The sequence below is a fragment of the Thiothrix subterranea genome (assembly GCF_016772315.1).
GTDB lineage: Bacteria > Pseudomonadota > Gammaproteobacteria > Thiotrichales > Thiotrichaceae > Thiothrix > Thiothrix subterranea.
Map to the genome: position 1 here is coordinate 307,277 of NZ_CP053482.1, position 20,951 is coordinate 328,227.

Genomic DNA, 20,951 nt, shown 5'->3' on the forward strand with positions numbered 1-20,951 from the left:
GTATTTTTAAATATTGGGGAAATCCTTGGATGTTTTTTAAAATGATAGAAGTGTTTCAGTTTTTATTAAAGGCATTATTCTTAATTGCATCTTTATTTATTGCAGATGGCATTAAGATTGGATTTCGAGAAAATAATAAAAAAAGAATATTTTTTCTTGCATTATTATATGTTTTTATAGCTTGGATTGTGTTGCTTGATGGATTTCCTTTAGTTGATTTACTTCTTAAATATGTATGAGTCAGTTGAATGATTTCATTATTAATTAGCTTATGAATAACTTGGTTATAATGATAGGTTTTTTGTTTAGTTGTTGGGTTTGTATTATTTATGTCTTACGTTGATTTGGCGAAACAAGGAAAAAATGCTTGGTGGCGTTACGTGCTAGGCTTAGTAATTATTGCCGTAATGACACTGGGCTTTGGCATGTTGCCATTTTTCTTTTTAATAAGAATGGTTGAATCTGACCAAAATGAAGCCACTACTTACAATTTCGATACTATGGAATTTGAAGGTGTCAATTTCATTATTGAGTTCTTGGTAGAAACTTTTGTTTTTATAGGGATGCTGGGCGGGATATACCTTGTAGTGCGCTTTATTCAAAAACGTAACTTCATCACACTGATCACTTCCGTACAAAATGTAAGCTGGAAACGAATATTTCAAGGCTTTGGGTTGTACTTTGTGCTTATGATGCTGTGGGCAGTTATTAACATGGTTTTCGCTATTGATGAGTTCAGACTTACCTTTCAGCCTGAAAAGCTGTTTTTATTTATGCCCTTCGCTTTATTGGGAATTCCTATAGCAGCAGCTACAGAAGAATTGTTTTTTAGAGGCTATGTAATGCAGGGTATTGGTCAGTTACTGAGAGGAAATGCATGGGTGGCGGTATTAGTGTCATCTTTATTGTTTATGTTCGCTCATTTTGAGAACCCAGAAATGAATGCTGATCCTATATTAAGTCCATTGACCTATTTTTTGGCTGGATTATTTCCTGCTCTTCTTGTAATCAAAGATGAATCATTAGAGTTGGCTATTGGAATACATTCAGCCAATAATTTATTTTTTGGTTTGTTCGCTAATTATGATAATTCGGTAGTAAAAACCCCATCATTATTTACAACATCAACGCCAGACCCACTTATTGGCATGATTTCTGAGGTAGCCATTTTTATATTAGACATTATTCCAAAATCTCAACTTATTGATGGTTAAATGAATTCAGTAGTTTTTGATTCGCATGGCAGTGCGCAAATTGTGCAAACCACAAGCGATTTCCATCACTAAATCATCAAAATCTTCCACGTAGTTGCGGAAAATATCTTTGACGCACCGACACCGTTTGATACCGCTGTTCACATGTTCAATGACCACCCGAATGCTAGAAATGGCACGATTATGCGCTTTATCCTTATCACTCAAGGGTTTACCTCGTGGCTTTTTCTTGGGTTGGTGGACAACTGCCCCGTCACCCGAATTATGCCCCAGATAGCCCAAATCCCGGTAAATCTCATACCCTTCTGGCACTTTCACGCCTTCCTCATCCGCGATACGTTTGTCATGGTCTTTGCCGCGTCGTGTTTCTCCCAAGTATTTGATTTCACGATCTTCTAAGCCTGCTATTATGTTGTTCTTCACCGAATGGAATTTTTTTTGCCGCTGTAGTATTCCTCCTGAACCCCAATGTCAGTCGGACGTTGAATACGGCGTTCTGTCGCATCCAAGCCAAGCGCTTGTGGCATTTCATGCGAAAGGCGTTCCAATACCTCTTCGGGGAGTCTGGCCGGGGAATGTCCCATGCTTTTTAAGCTCGACTGCAAAACGGGACACAGGCGATGTATCCACCGATTGGCTAACCCTTGGGACATATTGAAGGAGTAGCCCAACACTTCTTGCAGTGGGTAAGTCTTCAAATAATACAGAATAAAGAACAACTTATCTTCGATCGTTGTCAGGTTGCCGGGGCGACCTCGCTTCGTTTCACTCTCATGACCATCCACAATCAACTGCGCCGTGTATGCCCGTTGAAAATGGGGCAACAGTTTGGTGAATTCACCCAGATCTATGCCTGTCATGGCGCGGAAGGTTTTGCTCTTGCCTTTGAGCGCATGGTAGCTGTACTCTGTCATGAGTGTTCCGTTCCCTTGGTGAAAATGATGATCATAGGTTGTAGCGCATTCCCGTTGATTTTTCACATGATTTGTTGACTAGGGACAAGTGCGAGATTTTGGAATAATGTCTATTATTTTACTGGATTATATTTAGATGGTTTCCACGAAAAGCAGCGATGCCCGCATTGCAGGAGAATATATGAAACGAGTGGTTTTTGTACTTGGCTTACTATTGGCAAGTCCGCTGTTACAAGCTGATTCCGCTTCATTGCATACTCAAACCCTGATGGGCAATATTCCTGTGCAAAGCTGGAAAGCCTTGCGTGATGCACGGGTAGTAAAACAGGATAAGGATTATTCCTGCGGTGCAGCATCTATTGCAACCTTATTGACGGAATATTATCAACGTCCTACCACTGAGCAAGAAGTGTTGAAGTTATTCATTGATGTGACAGGCAATGATGATGCTGCCTCTTTCGCCGACATGGAAGCAATTCTGCCCAAGCTCGGCTTCAAAGGCATGGGGCTGGCAACGTCATGGGAACAACTCCTTGCCCTCAAAATTCCGGTGATTGTCTATGTCCGCCAACGTAAGGAAGACCATTTCAGCGTCCTCAGCGGTATCAGCGATGACAAGGTAAAGCTCTCCGACCCGTCTTTGGGCAACCGCATTTTGACCCGTGGGCAGTTCAAGGAAATCTGGGAAACCCGCGAGGAACAAGGGCTGGAAGGCAAAATGCTGGCAGTGTTGCCGCAAGATAAAACATTGGCACAACAGGCTGATGGTAGTTTTTTTGCTAAACCGACTTTTTCCCGCGTCCCCACAGAAGTACTGACGTTACGCCATCATCATTAGTGATCTACATTTCAAGCAACTGGGGCTGGTGATCATCGACGAGGAACACCGCTTCGGGGTACGCGACAAGGAGCAGATGAAAAAGCTGCGTGCCAATGTCGATATGTTAACCATGACCGCCACGCCGATTCCGCGCACGCTGAACATGTCGCTGTCGGGCTTGCGCGATTTGTCGATCATTGCCACTCCGCCGACGCAACGCCACGCGATCAAAACCTTCGTGTGCGAGTGGAACAAGACCATCATTCAGGAGGCGTGTGCGCGGGAATTGTCACGCGGCGGGCAGGTGTATGTGCTGCACAATGAGGTCAAAACCATCGACAAGGTGGAGCAGGAATTGAGCGCGATGTTGCCCAGTGTGACGGTGCGCCATGCCCACGGACAGATGCGGGCGCACGATCTGGAAAACATCATGAGCGACTTTTACCACCAGCGTTTCCAGATTCTGATTGCCACCACCATCATTGAAAGCGGCATCGACGTGCCGACCGCCAACACGATTTTGATCAACCGTGCCGACAAGCTGGGGCTGGCGCAGTTGCACCAGTTACGCGGGCGGGTCGGGCGTTCGCACCACCGCGCTTACGCCTATCTGATTGCGCCGCCGAAATCCGCGCTCACGCCGGATGCGGTCAAGCGGCTGGAAGCAATTGAATCGCTGGAAGAATTGGGGGTCGGTTTCACGTTGGCGACGCACGATCTGGAGATTCGCGGCGCGGGCGAACTGCTCGGCGAAGGGCAAAGCGGGCAGATTCAGGAAATCGGTTTCAACCTCTACAACGACCTGCTGGAACGGGCGGTGAAGGCGTTGAAATCGGGCAAAGTGCCGGAACTAACCGCCACCAGCCGCCGCACCACGGTGGAATTGGGTGCGCCTGCGCTGATCACCGACGATTATTTGCCGGATGTCCATGCGCGGCTGATCCTCTACAAACGCATTGCCAGCGCGGAATCGCAGGCGGCACTCGACGAATTGCGGGTGGAAATGATCGACCGCTTCGGGCTGCTGCCAGAGCCGACCAAAACGCTGTTCAGCGTCACGCGGGTCAAGCTGCTGGCGCAGGAACTGGGCATCCGCAAGCTGGATATGCACGTCAAGGGCGGGCGGATTATCTTTGACGACAAGCCGAATATTGACCCGATGAAGGTGATTACCCTGATCCAGAAACGCCCGTGGGTGTTTAAGCTGGATGGACAGGATAAATTGCGGTTTGAAATCGAACTCCTGACCGTGGAGGAGCGGGAGGAGTGGGTGGTTAAGTTGATGGGGGAGATTGGGGGGTAACATTTTCCAAATATTAAATAACTAGACTGAAGTTTTCGCGCATTCATGGAATGTAATCTATTGATTTAAAACAACACGAATGCGTGAAAACTTAGGCCGATGTATTTATCTATCTAACTTAATCTGCTATCTCAGTAAGAACACTCTCTAACTCGTCAGGAAAGACTGAAATCTTTATGGATGAAATAGAACTAAAAAACCTCCTATTGACCTTATAAAGTTCATCACCATTTTCTTTAATAAAATCCAAAACATCATACCGGCATAACAAGTCTAGAAACTTTTTCAGACCCTTCGAGTAACTAACCTTGCAGTGTTGATTAATTTTATTATAAGATCGCGAATAACTCTCCATGTAGCTAAATATCGAAACAACATCTTTTCTCACCAAATCAATTTTCTGATTTTTCTTCGAGCCTAAAGATACAAATACTTCATCAAAGTTACAATTATTAATTTGACATGTACCATCAAAAAAAGATTTTCTCAATACAGTTGATTCCAATATATTAATATCGGAAAATTTTGTAGCAATAAATACCACAGTATCATCTTCAGGAAATTTGCTTTTAGCAAACCCAGCATATCTTACAAAAGAGCTATCCATCCAGGTAAATAATGTAAAATCTATTGGATAAAAATCACCATAAATAAATACATTTTTAATATAGTTAAGCCCACTGCTATCATATATATCTCGAATAAGGGATGTTCGACTTTCTTTTGTTTGAGGCATAACCACTTTGTTAGCTATATGCAATATAGCAGAAATACTTTTTTGAACATTTTCTCTCATTAGTTTATTTTCTTCATAAGCAGACAGCAATGGCAACAAACCTTGCAACGTTTTACTTAATTTTAAAATAATATTTTCATTTTTTAATATTAAAACTTTTGAGATTTCAGCATATATTTCCCCCTGACCAAGATAGCAGTCTTTCAACACCTTCACAAGTCTGTCAGGAGAAAACTTTCCACTTATGATAGAATAACTAGCATACCGTGCTTTTATGAGATTATTTAAGAAATCAAATCGTAACACAACGTTAATTTCCGTTTCTACAAACAATGGATTTTTAATATAATTAGAGTGATTTTGATCGGTAATCCCCTTAATAATATCTTCAAATTCCTTTTTATTTAAAAAACCATTTCCACCAATTGTAATCTCTTCAAATACCCCGAAAAATCCATCTATATCAATATTAAGAGACTGATTTTCAATTTCCCTGCCCAACAATATCATCAATATCTTATCGATAGGCTCTTCTTTTATAAAGTAAATAGATTCAGCGTTAGATCCTTTATCGGGTCTATCCGTTATCTCACAGACTAAATCTAAAAGAAGAGGGATAATATGACCATTAGATGACAAATTGTAACTTTCAATGAATTGTTTGGCATCTCTTATTTTACCCGGTGATCCACGATATTTTTTCTTCAAAAAATCATCAATATCTTTTTCTTCAAATCCATTTAATCCATAAAATTCGACGAGTCCATTCTTTACAATGGACAAATCTCTTATCTTATCAAGAAAATATCCACCACGTGTTGTTATTATGATCTTAATACTTTTTAGCCTTTCATATAAAGAGGCTAAAGAACTAAAAAACTCATTTATATGAAACCTACTATCTAATGCCGAATCAATTTCTTCAATTGCATCAATGGCAACAATGATATTTCCAGATAAAAAATTCAATTTGAAGTAATCCAGTGAAGTCTCAGAAAACTCTTTTACAGAAGGATCATCCTTGTATATAGAGTATAAATCATACAATGACTTAATCTCACTATTTTTATTCAAATAAAATTTAATAAGCCTATCACTCTTTAAGTAAAAAATTTTTTTGTTTTTGAATTCAACATAGTTTCCTTTGCTATCTTCTTTGTCATTATCCTCTCTGTTTTTAGCTATTTTGTAATTCAGCGTATCGCAAAATGTTGTTTTACCAACTCCACCCAAACCATAAACTATAGAAATAGGTTTCCCTGTACTATTTAAAACTTCCTTCTCAAAGAAATCTATACTTTTCCCTAACGAAGAGCCGCCATCAGTTTTGTAAACCTCTTGATCAACAAATTCATCTTTTTTATAAACTTCACTATTTTTACTTTTCGGTATGGTATTTTCCCATATGAATTCATCAAGATAATGTACATTGACTTCAGATACACGACCGTTTTTTAGACTGAAATCATTTATTTTAGTATATACATCTATTTTTCCATTTATTGCTTTTCCATCCTTATAACGCTTAACGATAAAAAACTCTACAATACTGGGATTATCCTCTTTTATTTTTCCAGAAAAATCTTCAAAAGCTCTTATGTTTCTGGATTGTTCGCTTGGTTCGCCTAAAAAAATATATACTTCTTTTTGCTTTTTACCTAAACAGTAATATTCATAGTGAATCTTATCCCGATTAACTCCTTGATTTTCAGACAACATCACTCTATCACGAGGAGATACCAATAATTCTAGAATATCACTAGCCTCTATTTTAATATCATCTCGCAAGTAATCATCATCTTTTTCATCAAGACTATTATTAGAAATGGCTTTAATTTTACATTCAAACTCCTGCCTAACCTCTTCAGTTGCCTCCTCGACTAAAGAATCAACTCGATAAATTAAATAACCTTTACTGAATCTCTTTCCTTTTCCCTGCAATTCCTTCTCTAAATAAACAATATAATTGTTCGCATAGACTTTCACAATAATCAGATTGTTTTCATTTACCTTAAAATACTTCAAATCCAACTTAAGAGGTTTATTAGTATGATTCTTGACTAGCTGCGTTAATTCATCATGCAATTTACTTTCACTTTTTATTTTTCCTGACTTATCTGTTACTTGAACATTGATAGTATCTTTCGTTACTTCATTAATACCCACCAATAAATATCCATCTTGACCAATCGAATGAATACTACCATTTGCCAGGGATATAATATCTTTAACAAGCTCTCCTTTGTTATGCTCGTCATACCAAGTTTGCTTGAAGTCTAATTTATCTCCCTCTTTTTTTAAAATTAATTCCTTAATGAAAGATTCAGTCAAACTCATATTTAAAACCCTACTATCAACTTATAAATTACAGACGAGAGATAAAAACCATAAAATATATGACCTACGCCATTCAACCATTCGATCATAATGCTCAATATTAAAGATGGGCAAAATCGATTGATTTTAATCACGCTGCCGACAGTACTTGTTCTTCCACCATTTCAGGCAAGCTAATCCGCACAAAAAACTCTTGAGGGTACAAATAATCCTCGCCCGACTCATCCACTACCCGAACCATCCCCAACTGCTCACTCTTCGGGTCAGGCAGCACTTCGTACAACTTGCGCAGTTCCAGTGACGCTTCGTAATCTTCGTTCTTGATGCAAATGACGAATGTGTGTCCAGACATAACAATTACTCGATGAAGTATTTGATTTTGAATTCTTTCTTGCCAATTCCGCTGGCTTCGTACCAATGGATTTCAGCCTGATGCAATGAGCCGTCCGGCAAGCGGATTTCGGCAAGCGGATTTCGGCAAAGCCCTTACGCTTACGCCAGTGATCGCCCCTTGTACAACTTACGCAACATGATTGACAGCTTAACCCAATTTATAGCCAAAAATAAAGCACTGAAATAATTCCGACAAATCCCGTCTGGTGTATACTGTTCCTCATGAAACCAAGCGTTTACATCGAAACAACCATACCCAGCTACCTGACAGCATGGCGCAATCCAAGCCTGCTGATGGCTGCCCACCAAGAGGCAACCCGCAACTGGTGGGATACGGCACGATTTGACTATGATCTGTTCATTTCGGAATTCGTCATGGCAGAATGCGCCAGTGGTAACGCGAATGCTGCCGAACGCAGGCTTGCCGCCATCCAGAACCTGCCAGAACTGGACATTTCTACCGAAGTTGAACCCTTGGCACAACGACTATTGGCGGGTGCGGCGTTACCCGAAAAGGCAAAACTGGATGCATTGCACATTGCGGTTGCCACCATACACGGGATTGACTACCTGTTGACGTGGAACTGCAAACACATTGCCAATGCCATTACTCGCCCGAAAATCGAATGGATTTGCCGGGCAGCAGGCTACGAACCGCCCGTTATCTGCACCCCACTTGAACTGATGAGGGACTAACCATGTTACAAGACCCAATTGTGGAAGAAATCCACCGCATCCGTGAAGAATACGCCAAACGGCTAGGCTACGACCTGCACAAAATCTGTGAAGAAATGCGCCAGCGTCAAGCACAGGCAGGCCGCAAAGCCGTCACCCGTATGCCGCGTAAACCACGCATCCAGCCACAAGCCGCGTAAGGCTGCACGGATTTATGTCCGCATCGGTAGCACTCAAGGCAAAGAACACCCCATCCCCCGGCACGGTCGGGCGCGGCAAAGCTGTCACCCTCGAAGCCCTCCCACCCACACGCATTGGACAGACGGTACCGTATTTGCGTAGCTGATGCAGTACCGGACGGGCTTCTGCAATCATTCCCAACCGCTTCGCCTTCAACACCAAGCCCAATGTACCATACAACGGAATCTCGAAGGTTTCGGCACATTTCCTGCCCAAACCATCATCAATCACCGCAAACATTCCGGCATGATGCAGCGCATGAGTCAAAACCGCCGTTTCGCCTTTGCCCAAATCCCATGCCTGTATCAGCGGGTCAGGTGTCGGCACATCCACCACTTGCAGCCATTCAGCAGCAGCAATCGCCCGCACGGAAACATCGTTTGCCCCACGCTGATTGATTTCCTGCACCACCGCATCCGGCACGAAAACCTCATCGCCCGCCAGTTTCAGCAAATCCATCAAACCCGCTTTGGACAGAAAAATGATCGGCGAACTGTTAACTATCGCCTGTTTAACCATGCTCCAGTTCCCGCTTGAGGCTATCCATATCAACGGCGAACACTTCCACCTGTTCCACCGCCAATGCCGCCAGAAAATCCACGCGGTCAAGCCCTGCGATCAAGGCGGCTTTTTCCTGCGACACCTTACCCGCCGCATACCAATGAATAGCCGCAGCAAGACGCATTTGTTTGAGAAACTCCGGTGGCGAACGCTTCAACGCGGAAAAAACTTCTGCTGGCAAATCAACTGCAAGAGTGGTCATGGCTTGTTGTCCGTCAATCGTTATGATATTTCACAGCTTACCCCACCGCCCACACAAAAACAAAATGATGGTATGCACCCGATGACCGCAAACGAAAAATAGATTGCCAGATATACGTGATCCACGTACACTTTTCGCATGAAAGCTGTCTTCGTCGAGTCAACCATTTTTGAGAAGCATCGTTCGGCGTACCTGCCAGATGATGAGTTCCGGCAATTCCAGAACGATTTGCTGAAAAACCCCCTGGTGGGTGACGTTATCCAAGGTACAAGTGGATTGAGAAAAGTCGGGTCGGCATCCAAGGCAGGGGAAAACGCGGCGGGGCGCGGGTCATTTATTACTACTACGACAGTTTCCAGAGTTTCTATCTGCTGACCATCTATGCCAAAAATGAGATGTCTGACCTGACGGCTGACCAGAAACATCAACTCAAAACATTCGTGGAGGTATGGCGTAATGAGCAAGCGTAACTTGTTTGAAGAATTAAGCACTGCCTTGGTGGAAGCCAAGCAACATTCAGAAGGTAAACTCACCTTGCGCACTCATGTTGTGCAACGTGCGGGTGTACCTGAAATTAAACCACAGGAAATTTTGACGATTCGGGAAATGTTCAATATGTCACGGGGCGTGTTTGCCCGTCATCTGCATACCTCCGCTCGAACGCTTGAAAGCTGGGAACAAGGACGCACTGCCCCGAATGGTCAGGCAGTAACACTATTGCGTTTGGTGCAACGGCATCCTGAAACCTTATCCTACATTGCCGAGCTTTAAGGGAATCAATGGGGGAATGGGTTTATACTTTGCGCCTTTTCAATAATGTCTCAACACTGCTTTCAAACAATAGCGAATCGGCTTTAGTGGATACATCAGAACGTCCGCTGTGATAAACCCTACCAACGGGAACATGGAAAGCGGCTATGCCCGTATCCTTGGCAAACACCGGAGGCAGTAAATTCGCCACAAACTGCAATTTGCTCCCATAATCGTCGAAGACCTTACCTCAAATCAGTCTGAACTACAGCGATTCTCCGCACTTGTACCCCCCCCCCTACTTGTGGCTACAATTTTAAAATATAGCCACAAATGAGATAACTGTTATGCACGTCGCTGTCCGCGAACTCAAAAACCGCTTTTCCGAATACCTGAAATATGCACAAGCAGGTGAAGAAATCATCGTCACCACTCACGGCAATTCGGTAGCAGGCTTGATGCGCCTAGCCCCCAACTTGCAACTTCGCGCTTCACAACCGCTGGATAAATTAGCGTGGATACGGCGCGGGCAAGCTGGCAAAAAACTGGGATTGCCTGCCGCGCAACGTATCCGCCTAATCGAAGGCGTATCGTTGAGTGATTTGCTGCTGGAAGACCGTGCATGAGCATCCCCCTACTCTTGAAATGCTGGTCAAATGCGCAGGTAATTTGACGGATCAGTTTGGTTTACGGGGTTACGAAACACGTCAATAATGCCCCAGCACTGCTTCCAAACAGTAGCGAACCAACTGTCACCCAATCAACAATTTTAATTATTAGCCAACAACACTATTTTATTACGATCGAGAATTTGAATCGCTTGATGCTTTTCCGCCACCAAACCGTCACGTTTCCACTGTGCGAACAAGCGGCTAACTGTTTCGATAGTCAGCCCCAGCAGTTGCGCGATTTCAAGGCGGGACAATACCAGTGGTGTCCATTTATTCATCGGTGAGACCGTGCACCATGATAATAGAAAACTGGCGAGGCGTTCCTGAGAACGTTTTGCCCCCAATTCCAGTAAACGCTCATCCGCGTGCTGCAATTCTTGAATACAACGCACCATGATTAAACGTTCAACTTCGGGACGGTAAACACCTAAGGTATTGAATTTCGCAACAGCAATGCGGCACACACTCGCCTGTTTTAATGGCACTGCGCTGTGGTTGTAACGCACATCAACCAAACCATCAAAACCAAAAACCTCACCCGCTTTCACAATGCGGATAATTTGGTCTTTACCATTCGCAGTGGTTTTAAACAACTTGACGTAGCCATCACGCAATAAGTAAATGTGCTGAGCACTGACGCCTGCGTGGTAAATGGTTTCAGTAGCCGTGTAGTCGAGCGCTTCACTCTCGACGCTTTTTAGCACATGATGAATGTCTTCTGCTAATTCGTTAAAAAAAGCAAACTCATGCACGCGACATTGCTTTAATTGCCCACTGCTCACCTGAGATTCCATCATCATCATTATTCTCCCTTTACCAGTTTCCAATATTAGAGAGAGCTGATGAATATGCATTGCTATTTATCAAAAATTTAACAGACTGGTCAGCGGCAGCCTCTTCACTTAGGGTACACTTGCCATCAGGTACAAGTAACTGACTCTGGGAGCACCATAATATGACAACCAATAACCCGCGCTTCGTCAGCCTGCTGACACGTGAAACCCTAGCCTTAGTTCTCGCGGGTGGACGCGGCTCACGTTTGTATGAGCTGACCGATCGCCGCGCCAAACCAGCGGTTTACTTCGGTGGAAAATTCCGCATTATCGACTTCCCGCTGTCTAACTGCGTGAATTCTGGGATTCGCAAAATCGGCGTACTTACCCAATACAAAGCGCACTCCCTCATCCGGCATTTGGTACACGGTTGGTCAAACTTCCGCACGGAATTAGGCGAGTTTGTGGAAGTGTTACCGGCCTCGCAGCGCACGACGGGCAACTGGTACGCGGGTACTGCGGATGCGATTTACCAAAATCTCGATATTGTCGAAACTTTACGCCCCAAATACGTCTTGGTGCTCGCCGGTGATCACATTTACAAAATGGACTACGGTGAAATGCTGGCCTACCACGTCGAAAAAGGCGCTGACATGACCGTGGCGTGCGTGGGTGTGCCGTTAGAAGATGCCAAAGGTTTCGGGGTAATGACGGTCGATGACAATCACCGCGTGATAGGGTTTGATGAAAAACCGGCTGAGCCACGCCCAATGCCCGCTTCAAGCGATACCGCCTTGGCGTCGATGGGCAATTACATTTTCAACACCGACTTTTTGTTTGAGCAATTGCACAAAGATGCGGCAAATCCTGCTTCCAGTCGCGATTTCGGCAAAGACATTATTCCTTCACTGATTGCGGAACACGCGGTATATGCCTACCCCTTCCGCGACCCCATCACCGGCAAACAACCTTATTGGCGCGATGTGGGTACGATTGATGCGTTTTGGGAAGCCAATATGGAGCTGGTATCCGTCGACCCAGAACTGAATTTATACGACGAGACTTGGCCCATCCTCACTTATCACCGCCAACTGCCCTCAGCGAAATTCGTGTTTCGCGATCCGGGTCGTGAAGGCAAAGCGTTGGATTCGGTGGTCTCCGCAGGCTGCGTGATTTCCGGTGCGGCTGTGATCAATTCGCTGCTGTTCTCGAATGTCAAAGTGCATTCCTACAGCACCGTGCAGGATTCGGTGTTACTCCCCGAAGTGCGTGTCGGGCGGCATTGCCGAATCACCCGTGCGGTCATTGACCGTGGCTGCGACCTGCCCGAAGGCACGATCATTGGCGAAGACCCGGTAGCGGATGCCCAACGTTTCCGCGTCACCCCCAAAGGCATTACTTTGGTTACGCCGGAAATGCTGGGGCAAAAAGGTTCAGCCAGCGTTGGTTAACGCTGTCTCAAGCCTTTATACCTTTACAATACTGGTAAGCAATTTTTACCAGTTGCATACTGTGTAACAACGGCTTACTCAACACCCGATGCGTACTCATGTGGAAATTAGCCATTTTACGGCGCTCCACCCACAAATGGTTAATCATCGGGTGATTGGGTATGGCGCACGAGTCCACCCACGACAGCCGCGTGTTATCCAGCGTACAATAAATATTTTCCAACTCTAACAACACACCGGGCGAATACGCCGCGTAAGCTTCGTTATAGGCAATTTTGAGCGCATAGCCGCCTTGCGTCGCGCTGGTCAAATTCAATTTGATGGCAATTACTTCACCATCCAGCAACAGTTTCAGCATCATCAACTGCCCCTGTGCCGCCGCATTGCGGATTAAGTTTTCAGCAAATTGACGTTCACCCGACTGACAGCTCATGGCCGTCAGCGCCCGCCCTTTCCAGCCTTGTTGCTCCAGATCGAGAAAATCCTTGATCCAATCACTCAAACCGTGACTTTGCCCCGGCAACAATGCCCGACATTCTAACGTTCCCAATGCCTCCAAACGTCGCCGTAAGCGATTGTATTCTTTCAGCTTCTTTTTACGCTGATGAGTGCTGACATACGCCTCACCAGAAAGCCCGGAAGTCAACACTGCACGTTCCCACGTATCGTGTTCATTGACCCAGCCGCCCTGCTGCTGCGTCAACAAGCGTAATTGCCGCGCAAATTCACCCTCAGCGGGTACTTTATTCAACGAAAACGCCAGTGCCCCCGAATGCTCACGCAACCACGCAAATACCGCTTGCAGGGTTTCTTCCGCATAATCCTGATGCACGAGGGGCGTACCAAGCGGGCAATGCGGGTGCAACCAATTCATCCAATGACAGGCGGGAAATTTCTGATAGGTTTGGCTTCTGACCAACGGCAATAAACCCGTGAGGTGTGAATGCGCGGTATCCGCCCATACCAATAGCACAGCAACCGGAAGCTCCGGTGACACGAGCGCGTCTAAAGCAGGCAATAACGCCCAACTTTCGTAAAAAACATTGGGTTCGAGCGCTTGGCGTGTGAGCAAGTCCCAAGCCGGGACAATATCACGCAATTCACGTATGGCGGTTACTAGTTGCGTAATCAAAATGGATACCCGTTTATCGTTATTGAATCACTGTATAAGCAATATTGTGTTCCTAATGAACCCGTAAGCTTAAGCAAATACCCGACAAACGTACCCAAATGGGCGACAATAAAAAAGCGAGCCGTGGCTCGCTTTTTGTGTTCTGACAATACAGCGTATTGCTTAAGCAGCAAGCCACTCTTTGTAAGCTTCCATGTCTTTTTCCTGACCAGCAGCATAACCCGCTTCATAGGCTTCAGTCAGACGCTGTTCTTCACGCATCGGGTTAAGCAGGTAGCCACCTTGCCAGCCTTGCAGGAACTCAGGGTCAACGCCTGCTTTTTCCATTTCTACTACAGCGTTGTAATACTGCATATTCATTGTCGTGTCCTCTCTAAATAAAATGAAAATAAACGCGCTGCCGCTTACGCCGCAGCACGCAGTGTTTCCAGTGCTTTACCGCTATTCAGCGTCGCACGTACCGCAGCAGCGGCCTCCTGTATCGAACCGTAACGGCCCAAATGCGCCAGACAGATCGAGGCGGAGTATACCAGACTGTCGTACATCAAACCTGTTTCGCCACCCAGTGCCGCGATACCCATTGCAGCGGCTCTAGCTGCCAACGCATCGCTATCAACCGTGGTCGCAATCTCATCCCCTATCATCGGGGCTGCGGGCAAATCATCCGGCAAAGGCACGGCACGCACGTCGGCTTGCAAGCTAAACGCTTTAGGGTCAAGGTCACGCTGTTGCACCTCACCCTTGTCGTAGTAATAGAACAGTTTGCCCGCTTGTTGCAACGAAGGAATCACCCCGCCCTCAACACCGCGCACAAACATAGCACTATCAAACCCCGCCTGCCGCGCCAATGACGCATAAATTGGTGGGTAAGCTTTGTGCACATACCCGCCCATGCAATGGGTTTTTACCCGCCCGCGAATCGGCCCCAACATGGTTTCTACCGTGGTCAGCACTTGACGCTTAATCATGCGCTGGCGGATAGGAATCAAATCGTGCAAACCCGCTGCAAATTGGCGTTGATCGAGGTAAGTCCAACCGATCCGTTCCAATTGCGCCAAGGCTTCTGCCGGGGTCAAATTCACATTGATACCCGCCGCTTGCAACACTTTGTGGTGCGTTGCACCGAATTTCGGGCCGACTTGTTCCAAGCCGTGCAAGACCGCGTGCACGCCCATACTGGCCAATACCACTGGCACGAACGTGGACGCCGGTACACCGCGTGTATAACCGTCATACGGGTCAGACACATCGAGGATTTCATCCACGGCCGCCGTCTGAATCACCGAAGTATCAATCAACGCTTGTAAGGTTCCCCGATTTTCTTCGTCGGTTTCCCGCTTCATGCGCAACGCAATAAAGTAAACCGCCACCTGCACCGGATCAGCGTCGCCACTTAAAATGTGGCGCATTGCATAATACGCATCCTCATAGCTCAAGTCCTTGCTGTATTCAGGGCCTGTGGCTACTTTTTGAATGCATTGGCGCATGTGCAATTTTAAATTGCGTTCGGTATTTGTATCAGTCATCGTGGCATTTTCCATATCGCGGAAGTTTAAGAAGCGCGTCCCTGTTTCTGAATATCCCTCTAGGGGTAACACTGACACCCCGGCGGGCTATTTCAGAACACAGACCAGAATGCGCTAAGATTAAAACCCAATTTTACGTTCAAGGAGATTCCCGTGTCACAAATCGATAATGAGTCTATGGATTTCGCCAGCGGCATGGCCGCATTTGAAGCCAAGCATTTCTCGCGAGCCATGCAAATGCTGTCGCCGTTCGCGGATCAGGGCGATAAGGTCGCACAACACCTGTGCGCCATTATGCATCAAAACGGTCTCGGCACGGTGCGCAATGATGCCAAAGCGTTTGCCCTGATGAAAGCTTCGGCGGAACAAGGTTACGGCTTAGCCCAACACGGCATGGGGTTTATGCACCTAGAAGGCGAATGCGCAGAGAAAAACGGTGCAGAAGCTGCCAAATGGTTTCGCCTAGCCGGTGCGCAAGGGCTACAAGGCTCTCTCACCACACTCGCCCTCATGTACCAGCAAGGCAACGGTGTTCCGCAAGATGAGGCAGAAGCCAAGCGCCTCTACAAACTCGCGGGCTTCGATGACCTAGGGTGAAAACTGGGACAAACTGAACGGGGGATTAAGCACTATAATCCCTAAAAATCAATAAAATAGGCGCATTAATAAAATTAATGAATTAAGTACTGATTCAGCCCAAACCCGTAAGATGCACGGCATGGATGACGGGCGCACAATAACAACAATAAGCCTTGGCTGACGATGGAACGGTTATGAAAAAGCCAGTCGGCCTGCACGTTAAGAACGTCAGACCGACCATTAACTTAACCATCTGAGCGTGGGTGAGCAGACCCTTAACAGATGAGAATCATAACAATAATACGTTCATGCAATGTGTACCGAGCAACAAGAATAACAACAAACGCTCGGTTTTTCTTTTTTCCCGACGAAGTGTATTATTTTAATACAAGTCTCAAGCGGCTTGCACTGCAATTTGCCCCGCCGTATGCGTTACCCGATTTTGAGCATCCACATACACCAATTGTGGCTTGTGCAGACCCGCTTCTGCCTCGGCAAAACTGGCATACGTGCAAATGATAATCAGATCCCCAGTGCTAGCTTTGTGTGCCGCCGCACCATTGATTGAAATAATTCCACTACCCGCTTCCGCACGAATGGCATACGTGGAAAAACGTTCACCATTGGTAATGTTGTAAATATGCAGTTGCTCGTATTCACGAATATTGCCGATACGTAACAAATTATCGTCAATCGCACAGGAACCTTCATAGTCCAACTCAGCATGAGTGACGGTAACACGGTGCAGTTTGGATTTGAGAAGCGACAGCTCCATTAGCGATTCCTCCGGTAACAATCAAGCAGTAGTATTCTGCGCAATACTATTATGATGTTTCTGTTAATTTTTTCAATGTTAAGGGGATATTATCTATCAAGCGAGCTTTGCCCAGCCATGCCGAACCTAGCACCACCAAATTTTCATCCCCCACTTGCGCGGGTAACAAATCCACTGTGCGCCGAATTTCCACATAGTCCGGTTGGAAACCGCGTGATACCAGTGCCTGCATTGCCTCGGCCTGTAAAGCAGCGTAATCCTGCCTAGATTTGTGCAGCGCGTCAACCACTTCCCGTAAGGTCAACTGCAATCCGGCGGCAAGTTTCCGCTCAGCGGTGGTGAGGTAGCCATTGCGCGAACTCATGGCCAATCCGTCAGCCTCTCGCACAGTGGGCAAACCTTCGATATGAATGTCCATATCCAGATCGCGCACCATCTGGCGGATCACCATCAACTGCTGAAAATCCTTCTCGCCAAACACCGCCACATCCGGCTGCACCAGATGAAACAGCTTGCAAACCACGGTAGAAACGCCGGTAAAATGACCGGGGCGCGATGCACCTTCTAATAGTTCACTGAGACCCGGCACCTCAACCTTCGTCGCCAGCCCACCGGTGGGATACATCAGCGCAGGCGTTGGCGTAAACACCAAATCCGCCCCGCCCGCTTGCAACTTGCCGCAATCGTCCGCCAGAGTACGCGGATACGCTGCCAAATCTTCCTTGCGATCAAATTGGGTCGGGTTCACAAAAATGGATACCACCACTTTGCTGCCGAGTTCCTGCGCCCGTTTCACTAAGGCAATATGCCCCGCGTGTAAGTTGCCCATCGTCGGCACAAACGCAATGGTTTCACCCGCCCTGCGCCAACTTTTGAGTTCTTCACGCAGTGCGTCAATCGCTTGAACAATAATCATGGGGTGCTCTTTAGAAAAAACAGTGTTGATCGGCAGGGAATGTACCCGCTTTGACGGCTTGCACATACGCGGCAACAGCTTGCGGAATGGTTGCGCCCGTGCCGATAAAATCTTGGGAAAATTTCGGTGCACGCGGTGAAATACCCAGCATATCGTGTAAGACCAGCACTTGCCCGTCACAGTCGCGCCCCGCCCCAATCCCAATGGTTGGAATCTCTAAGGCTTGCGTGATTTGTGCTGCCAACGCCACGGGGACGCATTCCAACACCAACATATCCGCCCCCGCTTCTTGCAGGGCAATGGCATCGTCGAGCATTTGTTTGGCAACCGCTTCATCACGCCCTTGCACCCGATAGCCGCCGAGCTTGTGAACCGATTGTGGTTGCAAACCCAAATGTGCACACACCGGCACGCCATGGTGCGCCAGTTGTCTGACGGTAGCGACTTGCGGCGCCCCGCCTTCTAATTTGACCATGTGTGCGCCGCTTTCCTGCATCAAACGCGCACTATTGCGCAAGGCAAGTTCGGGCGAGGTGTAACTCATGAAGGGTAAATCGCCAATGACCAAGGCGCGTTGACTGGTTTTGGTCACAGCGCGGGTGTGGTAAACCATGTCATCCATCGTTACGGGGACGGTGGTTGCGTGTCCTTGAATCACCATGCCTAATGAGTCACCGACCAGAATCACATCGACTCCTTGCGCGTCGAGTACTTTGGCAAAACTGGCATCGTAAGCCGTCAGCATGACAATTTTTTCGCCTTCACGTTTCATCTTACGCAAGGTCGTGACGGTCACGCGCGACTCAGGTTTGGTACTCATGCGGCTTATCTCCCAGAATCCGTTAAATGTTGCAGTGCAGTTTACCACACCGCAACATTTCAGCCAGTTAACCTGAGCGTTACCAGCAGATTCAGGTTATAACTTATACAAAATTTGCATATTGTGTAAACTTATTGCATATTGTTATCTTTAAATGAATCGAACAATAACTAAACAAATGCAAGCAGATACACAGAATCGGCACATCCCGCAGGATGGCAAACGCCTCAAGGCGTTACGAAAAATAAAAGGGCTAAGTCAAGCTGGATTGGCACAAGCACTGCAAAGTTTGATCAAGCCTTACATGAAACATGGCTTCGTCATTCAACAACCCGACATTGCGCGGATTGAGCTGGAAAAATCCACCCTAGACGTACCTGAATTGCTCGGTTATTCGCAATTCTTTGGTACGGATATTGACGATTTGCTGAAACCGCATTTCCGTTCCCTGCACAAAAATGCCTTTTGCTTGCAACAATTTTCGACGGATAGCGACGCTGATGATTACTTTACACGCATGGAAGCAGCCGGGCGCATTCTCGCTTACAGCCAGTTCCCTTCCTCATTTTTCATGGTAAATCAGGCGACTAACCGACGCTTCAAGCAAATCGCACAATCCGATTATTGCGAAACACACCTGCATACGCTGGATTCCCTGTTGAGCTTTATTTTCTCGCCGATTAGTCGCTACGGTTACGCGCAACGCGACAGCATTTTGGAGCGCTATGTGGAGCATTTTCGGCAACGCCACCACAAGCGCTTGTACTTCTTTTCACGCGCCAGTTTCACGCCGCACAGCCTGTTTCCGAATCTGGTGTTGCTGCCCGAAAAAGCCACGTTGCTAATGCTTGCGCCCATCATGCAACAGCAACAAGGTGATGTCTTTCTGGAAATTCATGATGAAATGATTTGCAAGCAGGTACACGATTTTTATTTTCAAACCGTGCCGTTATTGGAAGCCAACGTCACCCTACTGCGCATCGGCCGAGAAACGCTCGCGCTATTACAAGATGGCATTAGCATGGAAATGTCGATTCGTTTTTTTTATGAAGAAATCCAGAAACGTAGCCCCGAAGACAGTGCTGCGGTTCTGGAAAACTTCAGTGTGGATATTCAAGAAATGCTGAAAGAGTAAGGCAACTTAGAAATCTTCCTGTTCTGCTTCCAGAATCGCTAAACTAATGTGCTTGCCAAGGGTATCCTCCATGCTATGCCAATCCTTGTAAGCCACGATTTGTTCCGCAATTTTCGGCTTCATTTCGTGTGCCTCCATTTCCTCGCGAAGTTCTTTGACACTGGTATACAACTTGTTCATGTAGTCGCCATACGCGGTAACAATGGCTTTATCGCCGCTTGCACCATGCCCCGGCACAATCGTGCTTAAATCCATCGCTACAATGCGTTCGGCGTTTTTAGCGCTGCCGGGAAAACTGCCTTCATCCATTAAGATTAAGCGGGCGTTGCTGATGGTGTCCCCCGTAAACAGAAGTTTGTCTTCGACCACCTCAAACATGACTTCGTTGGAAGTATGCGCCTTACCTTCCACTAAGTGTGCTTTAACCGTGACATTGCCCACTTTGATTTCCTGATCTTGCGTCAATGCCTCGGTAGGAATCACCAGCTCAGTACCTGCCGTGGCTTTTTCGGTCATGGTATCCATGGTTTCAATCCACGAATCGCCAGCTCCTTGTTTAGCATCTTCAATCATGCCCGCACTGGCATAAAACTTGGCGTCGGCGTTGTCTTCCTTAAATGCTTGATTGCCGAGCCAATGATCGCCATGAATATGCGTAATGAATACCTTCGTCACTGGCTTATCCGTGACTTTGCGGATATGCGCCAATACCGCACGTCCAATCGCGGCACTTGAACCGGGGTCAACCACTGCGACCTCGCTATCGCCAACAATGAAACCGGGATTATTAATAAAACCCTGATTCTCTTTGTCTGGCTGACCGGCAGGGCCATGAATCACATAGACATGCTCGGATACCTTTTCGGCTTTGTAGTTATCGACAATACCTTGATGAATGGCTTTCTCCGCTGCGGCAGCGCTTAAACTGAACGCTGTCAAGGTAATGCCTGCCAGCCACAATAACATGGGGTGTTTCATAGATTAATTTCCTCCTAATTAAATTTTCTGAGAGCCTAGAGTGTATCCGA

General features: G+C 46.4%; 25 protein-coding genes and 1 pseudogene. 12 read left to right on the plus strand and 14 right to left on the minus strand.

Annotated features, from left to right (window positions below; translation table 11 throughout):
- Positions 1-29: 29 nt before the first annotated feature.
- Both HMY34_RS01440 and HMY34_RS01445 read left to right on the plus strand, forming a co-directional pair.
- Positions 30-239 (plus strand): hypothetical protein, encoded by a 210-nt coding sequence (locus HMY34_RS01440; protein WP_202717395.1) that lies wholly within the window; start codon positions 30-32, stop codon positions 237-239.
- 90 nt (positions 240-329) lie between these two features.
- The gene (locus HMY34_RS01445) at positions 330-1,214 is read left to right on the plus strand and encodes a CPBP family intramembrane glutamic endopeptidase (protein ID WP_202717396.1); all 885 of its coding nucleotides are present in this window, start codon (positions 330-332) and stop codon (positions 1,212-1,214) included.
- Positions 1,215-1,220: 6 nt separating this feature from the next.
- Here the strand turns inward: HMY34_RS01445 and HMY34_RS01450 are convergent, their stop codons facing one another.
- Both HMY34_RS01450 and HMY34_RS01455 read right to left on the minus strand, forming a co-directional pair.
- Complete coding sequence (locus HMY34_RS01450) at positions 1,221-1,637, minus strand: transposase family protein (protein ID WP_202715894.1); 417 nt, start codon at positions 1,635-1,637, stop codon at positions 1,221-1,223.
- Positions 1,634-2,128: a helix-turn-helix domain-containing protein gene (locus tag HMY34_RS01455; RefSeq protein ID WP_202715895.1), complete on the minus strand. Its 495-nt coding sequence runs from the start codon at positions 2,126-2,128 to the stop codon at positions 1,634-1,636. Before HMY34_RS01455 ends, HMY34_RS01450 begins: the two co-directional genes overlap by 4 nt.
- 181 nt (positions 2,129-2,309) lie before the next feature.
- Here HMY34_RS01455 and HMY34_RS01460 point away from each other — a divergent pair, with 181 nt between their 5' ends.
- Both HMY34_RS01460 and HMY34_RS01465 read left to right on the plus strand, forming a co-directional pair.
- Complete coding sequence (locus HMY34_RS01460; RefSeq protein ID WP_202717397.1) at positions 2,310-2,966, plus strand: C39 family peptidase; 657 nt, start codon at positions 2,310-2,312, stop codon at positions 2,964-2,966.
- Between the two features lies 1 nt (position 2,967).
- A pseudogene (locus HMY34_RS01465) lies at positions 2,968-4,251 on the plus strand (TRCF domain-containing protein); the annotation flags it as partial.
- Positions 4,252-4,369: 118 nt separating this feature from the next.
- Here HMY34_RS01465 and HMY34_RS01470 read toward each other — a convergent pair.
- The gene (locus tag HMY34_RS01470) at positions 4,370-7,324 is read right to left on the minus strand and encodes an ATP-binding protein (RefSeq protein ID WP_202717398.1); all 2,955 of its coding nucleotides are present in this window, start codon (positions 7,322-7,324) and stop codon (positions 4,370-4,372) included.
- 130 nt (positions 7,325-7,454) lie between these two features.
- Complete coding sequence (locus tag HMY34_RS01475) at positions 7,455-7,676, minus strand: hypothetical protein (RefSeq protein WP_202717399.1); 222 nt, start codon at positions 7,674-7,676, stop codon at positions 7,455-7,457.
- Positions 7,677-7,939: 263 nt separating this feature from the next.
- Between HMY34_RS01475 and HMY34_RS01480 the strand changes: the two genes are divergently transcribed.
- Both HMY34_RS01480 and HMY34_RS01485 read left to right on the plus strand, forming a co-directional pair.
- Entirely contained in the window at positions 7,940-8,413 is a 474-nt protein-coding gene (locus HMY34_RS01480; RefSeq protein WP_202717400.1) for a type II toxin-antitoxin system VapC family toxin, read from the plus strand.
- A gap of 2 nt (positions 8,414-8,415) precedes the next feature.
- Positions 8,416-8,592 (plus strand): hypothetical protein, encoded by a 177-nt coding sequence (locus HMY34_RS01485; RefSeq protein ID WP_202717401.1) that lies wholly within the window; start codon positions 8,416-8,418, stop codon positions 8,590-8,592.
- On the opposite strand, the gene HMY34_RS01490 is transcribed toward HMY34_RS01485, so the two are convergent.
- On the minus strand, positions 8,546-9,151 hold the full coding sequence (locus tag HMY34_RS01490) for a PIN domain-containing protein (protein ID WP_202717402.1): 606 nt from the start codon (positions 9,149-9,151) through the stop codon (positions 8,546-8,548). The two genes, HMY34_RS01485 and HMY34_RS01490, sit on opposite strands and share 47 nt — an antisense overlap.
- On the minus strand, positions 9,144-9,395 hold the full coding sequence (locus tag HMY34_RS01495; RefSeq protein ID WP_202717403.1) for a UPF0175 family protein: 252 nt from the start codon (positions 9,393-9,395) through the stop codon (positions 9,144-9,146). The genes HMY34_RS01490 and HMY34_RS01495 overlap by 8 nt, the downstream gene beginning before the upstream one ends.
- 275 nt (positions 9,396-9,670) lie before the next feature.
- On the opposite strand from HMY34_RS01495, the gene HMY34_RS01500 reads away from it, so the two are divergent.
- The 3 genes from HMY34_RS01500 (at position 9,671) to HMY34_RS01510 (ending at position 10,771) form a co-directional block, all read left to right on the plus strand.
- Positions 9,671-9,865, plus strand: a complete 195-nt coding sequence (locus HMY34_RS01500) for a type II toxin-antitoxin system RelE/ParE family toxin (protein WP_202719095.1) — start codon at positions 9,671-9,673, stop codon at positions 9,863-9,865.
- Positions 9,852-10,166 (plus strand): helix-turn-helix domain-containing protein, encoded by a 315-nt coding sequence (locus HMY34_RS01505; protein ID WP_202717404.1) that lies wholly within the window; start codon positions 9,852-9,854, stop codon positions 10,164-10,166. The genes HMY34_RS01500 and HMY34_RS01505 overlap by 14 nt, the downstream gene beginning before the upstream one ends.
- Positions 10,167-10,492: 326 nt before the next feature.
- On the plus strand, positions 10,493-10,771 hold the full coding sequence (locus tag HMY34_RS01510) for a type II toxin-antitoxin system Phd/YefM family antitoxin (protein WP_202717405.1): 279 nt from the start codon (positions 10,493-10,495) through the stop codon (positions 10,769-10,771).
- A 143-nt stretch (positions 10,772-10,914) separates the two neighbouring features.
- Here HMY34_RS01510 and HMY34_RS01515 read toward each other — a convergent pair whose 3' ends face one another.
- The gene (locus HMY34_RS01515) at positions 10,915-11,616 is read right to left on the minus strand and encodes a Crp/Fnr family transcriptional regulator (protein WP_202717406.1); all 702 of its coding nucleotides are present in this window, start codon (positions 11,614-11,616) and stop codon (positions 10,915-10,917) included.
- A gap of 155 nt (positions 11,617-11,771) precedes the next feature.
- Here HMY34_RS01515 and glgC point away from each other — a divergent pair, with 155 nt between their 5' ends.
- Positions 11,772-13,040, plus strand: coding sequence for a glucose-1-phosphate adenylyltransferase (gene glgC, locus HMY34_RS01520; protein WP_202717407.1), 1,269 nt, complete (start codon positions 11,772-11,774; stop codon positions 13,038-13,040).
- A gap of 7 nt (positions 13,041-13,047) precedes the next feature.
- Here the strand turns inward: glgC and HMY34_RS01525 are convergent, their stop codons facing one another.
- The 3 genes from HMY34_RS01525 to HMY34_RS01535 all read right to left on the minus strand — a co-directional run bounded on the left by HMY34_RS01525 (position 13,048) and on the right by HMY34_RS01535 (position 15,698).
- Complete coding sequence (locus tag HMY34_RS01525; RefSeq protein ID WP_202717408.1) at positions 13,048-14,172, minus strand: GNAT family N-acetyltransferase; 1,125 nt, start codon at positions 14,170-14,172, stop codon at positions 13,048-13,050.
- A 162-nt stretch (positions 14,173-14,334) separates the two neighbouring features.
- Positions 14,335-14,532, minus strand: a complete 198-nt coding sequence (locus HMY34_RS01530; protein WP_202717409.1) for an Alvin_2107 family globule sulfur oxidation protein — start codon at positions 14,530-14,532, stop codon at positions 14,335-14,337.
- 44 nt (positions 14,533-14,576) lie between these two features.
- Positions 14,577-15,698 carry an anthranilate phosphoribosyltransferase gene (locus HMY34_RS01535; RefSeq protein WP_202717410.1) on the minus strand — a complete coding sequence of 374 codons (1,122 nt, stop codon included), beginning with the start codon at positions 15,696-15,698 and terminating at the stop codon, positions 14,577-14,579.
- A 153-nt stretch (positions 15,699-15,851) separates the two neighbouring features.
- On the opposite strand from HMY34_RS01535, the gene HMY34_RS01540 reads away from it, so the two are divergent.
- On the plus strand, positions 15,852-16,295 hold the full coding sequence (locus HMY34_RS01540; protein ID WP_202717411.1) for a tetratricopeptide repeat protein: 444 nt from the start codon (positions 15,852-15,854) through the stop codon (positions 16,293-16,295).
- A gap of 376 nt (positions 16,296-16,671) precedes the next feature.
- Here the strand turns inward: HMY34_RS01540 and panD are convergent, their stop codons facing one another.
- The 3 genes from panD to panB are packed head-to-tail and all read right to left on the minus strand — an operon-like array spanning position 16,672 to position 18,788.
- Positions 16,672-17,052, minus strand: coding sequence for an aspartate 1-decarboxylase (gene panD / locus HMY34_RS01545; protein ID WP_202717412.1), 381 nt, complete (start codon positions 17,050-17,052; stop codon positions 16,672-16,674).
- A gap of 49 nt (positions 17,053-17,101) precedes the next feature.
- Complete coding sequence (panC, locus tag HMY34_RS01550; RefSeq protein ID WP_202717413.1) at positions 17,102-17,968, minus strand: pantoate--beta-alanine ligase; 867 nt, start codon at positions 17,966-17,968, stop codon at positions 17,102-17,104.
- A 10-nt stretch (positions 17,969-17,978) separates the two neighbouring features.
- The gene (panB, locus tag HMY34_RS01555; protein ID WP_202717414.1) at positions 17,979-18,788 is read right to left on the minus strand and encodes a 3-methyl-2-oxobutanoate hydroxymethyltransferase; all 810 of its coding nucleotides are present in this window, start codon (positions 18,786-18,788) and stop codon (positions 17,979-17,981) included.
- A 178-nt stretch (positions 18,789-18,966) separates the two neighbouring features.
- Between panB and HMY34_RS01560 the strand changes: the two genes are divergently transcribed.
- Positions 18,967-19,923, plus strand: a complete 957-nt coding sequence (locus tag HMY34_RS01560) for a helix-turn-helix domain-containing protein (protein WP_202717415.1) — start codon at positions 18,967-18,969, stop codon at positions 19,921-19,923.
- Positions 19,924-19,929: 6 nt separating this feature from the next.
- Here the strand turns inward: HMY34_RS01560 and HMY34_RS01565 are convergent, their stop codons facing one another.
- Positions 19,930-20,901, minus strand: a complete 972-nt coding sequence (locus HMY34_RS01565; protein WP_202717416.1) for an MBL fold metallo-hydrolase — start codon at positions 20,899-20,901, stop codon at positions 19,930-19,932.
- Positions 20,902-20,951: the final 50 nt, after the last annotated feature.

Coding starts and splice junctions, on each gene's coding strand:
- HMY34_RS01440 (WP_202717395.1), top strand. CDS start 30: ATGTTTTTTAAAATGATAGAAGTGTTTCAGTTTTTATTAAAGGCATTA.
- HMY34_RS01445 (WP_202717396.1), top strand. CDS start 330: ATGTCTTACGTTGATTTGGCGAAACAAGGAAAAAATGCTTGGTGGCGT.
- HMY34_RS01455 (WP_202715895.1), bottom strand. CDS start 2,128: ATGACAGAGTACAGCTACCATGCGCTCAAAGGCAAGAGCAAAACCTTC.
- HMY34_RS01460 (WP_202717397.1), top strand. CDS start 2,310: ATGAAACGAGTGGTTTTTGTACTTGGCTTACTATTGGCAAGTCCGCTG.
- HMY34_RS01470 (WP_202717398.1), bottom strand. CDS start 7,324: ATGAGTTTGACTGAATCTTTCATTAAGGAATTAATTTTAAAAAAAGAG.
- HMY34_RS01475 (WP_202717399.1), bottom strand. CDS start 7,676: ATGTCTGGACACACATTCGTCATTTGCATCAAGAACGAAGATTACGAA.
- HMY34_RS01480 (WP_202717400.1), top strand. CDS start 7,940: ATGAAACCAAGCGTTTACATCGAAACAACCATACCCAGCTACCTGACA.
- HMY34_RS01485 (WP_202717401.1), top strand. CDS start 8,416: ATGTTACAAGACCCAATTGTGGAAGAAATCCACCGCATCCGTGAAGAA.
- HMY34_RS01490 (WP_202717402.1), bottom strand. CDS start 9,151: ATGGTTAAACAGGCGATAGTTAACAGTTCGCCGATCATTTTTCTGTCC.
- HMY34_RS01495 (WP_202717403.1), bottom strand. CDS start 9,395: ATGACCACTCTTGCAGTTGATTTGCCAGCAGAAGTTTTTTCCGCGTTG.
- HMY34_RS01505 (WP_202717404.1), top strand. CDS start 9,852: ATGAGCAAGCGTAACTTGTTTGAAGAATTAAGCACTGCCTTGGTGGAA.
- HMY34_RS01510 (WP_202717405.1), top strand. CDS start 10,493: ATGCACGTCGCTGTCCGCGAACTCAAAAACCGCTTTTCCGAATACCTG.
- HMY34_RS01515 (WP_202717406.1), bottom strand. CDS start 11,616: ATGATGATGGAATCTCAGGTGAGCAGTGGGCAATTAAAGCAATGTCGC.
- glgC (WP_202717407.1), top strand. CDS start 11,772: ATGACAACCAATAACCCGCGCTTCGTCAGCCTGCTGACACGTGAAACC.
- HMY34_RS01530 (WP_202717409.1), bottom strand. CDS start 14,532: ATGAATATGCAGTATTACAACGCTGTAGTAGAAATGGAAAAAGCAGGC.
- HMY34_RS01535 (WP_202717410.1), bottom strand. CDS start 15,698: ATGACTGATACAAATACCGAACGCAATTTAAAATTGCACATGCGCCAA.
- panD (WP_202717412.1), bottom strand. CDS start 17,052: ATGGAGCTGTCGCTTCTCAAATCCAAACTGCACCGTGTTACCGTCACT.
- panC (WP_202717413.1), bottom strand. CDS start 17,968: ATGATTATTGTTCAAGCGATTGACGCACTGCGTGAAGAACTCAAAAGT.
- panB (WP_202717414.1), bottom strand. CDS start 18,788: ATGAGTACCAAACCTGAGTCGCGCGTGACCGTCACGACCTTGCGTAAG.
- HMY34_RS01560 (WP_202717415.1), top strand. CDS start 18,967: ATGCAAGCAGATACACAGAATCGGCACATCCCGCAGGATGGCAAACGC.
- HMY34_RS01565 (WP_202717416.1), bottom strand. CDS start 20,901: ATGAAACACCCCATGTTATTGTGGCTGGCAGGCATTACCTTGACAGCG.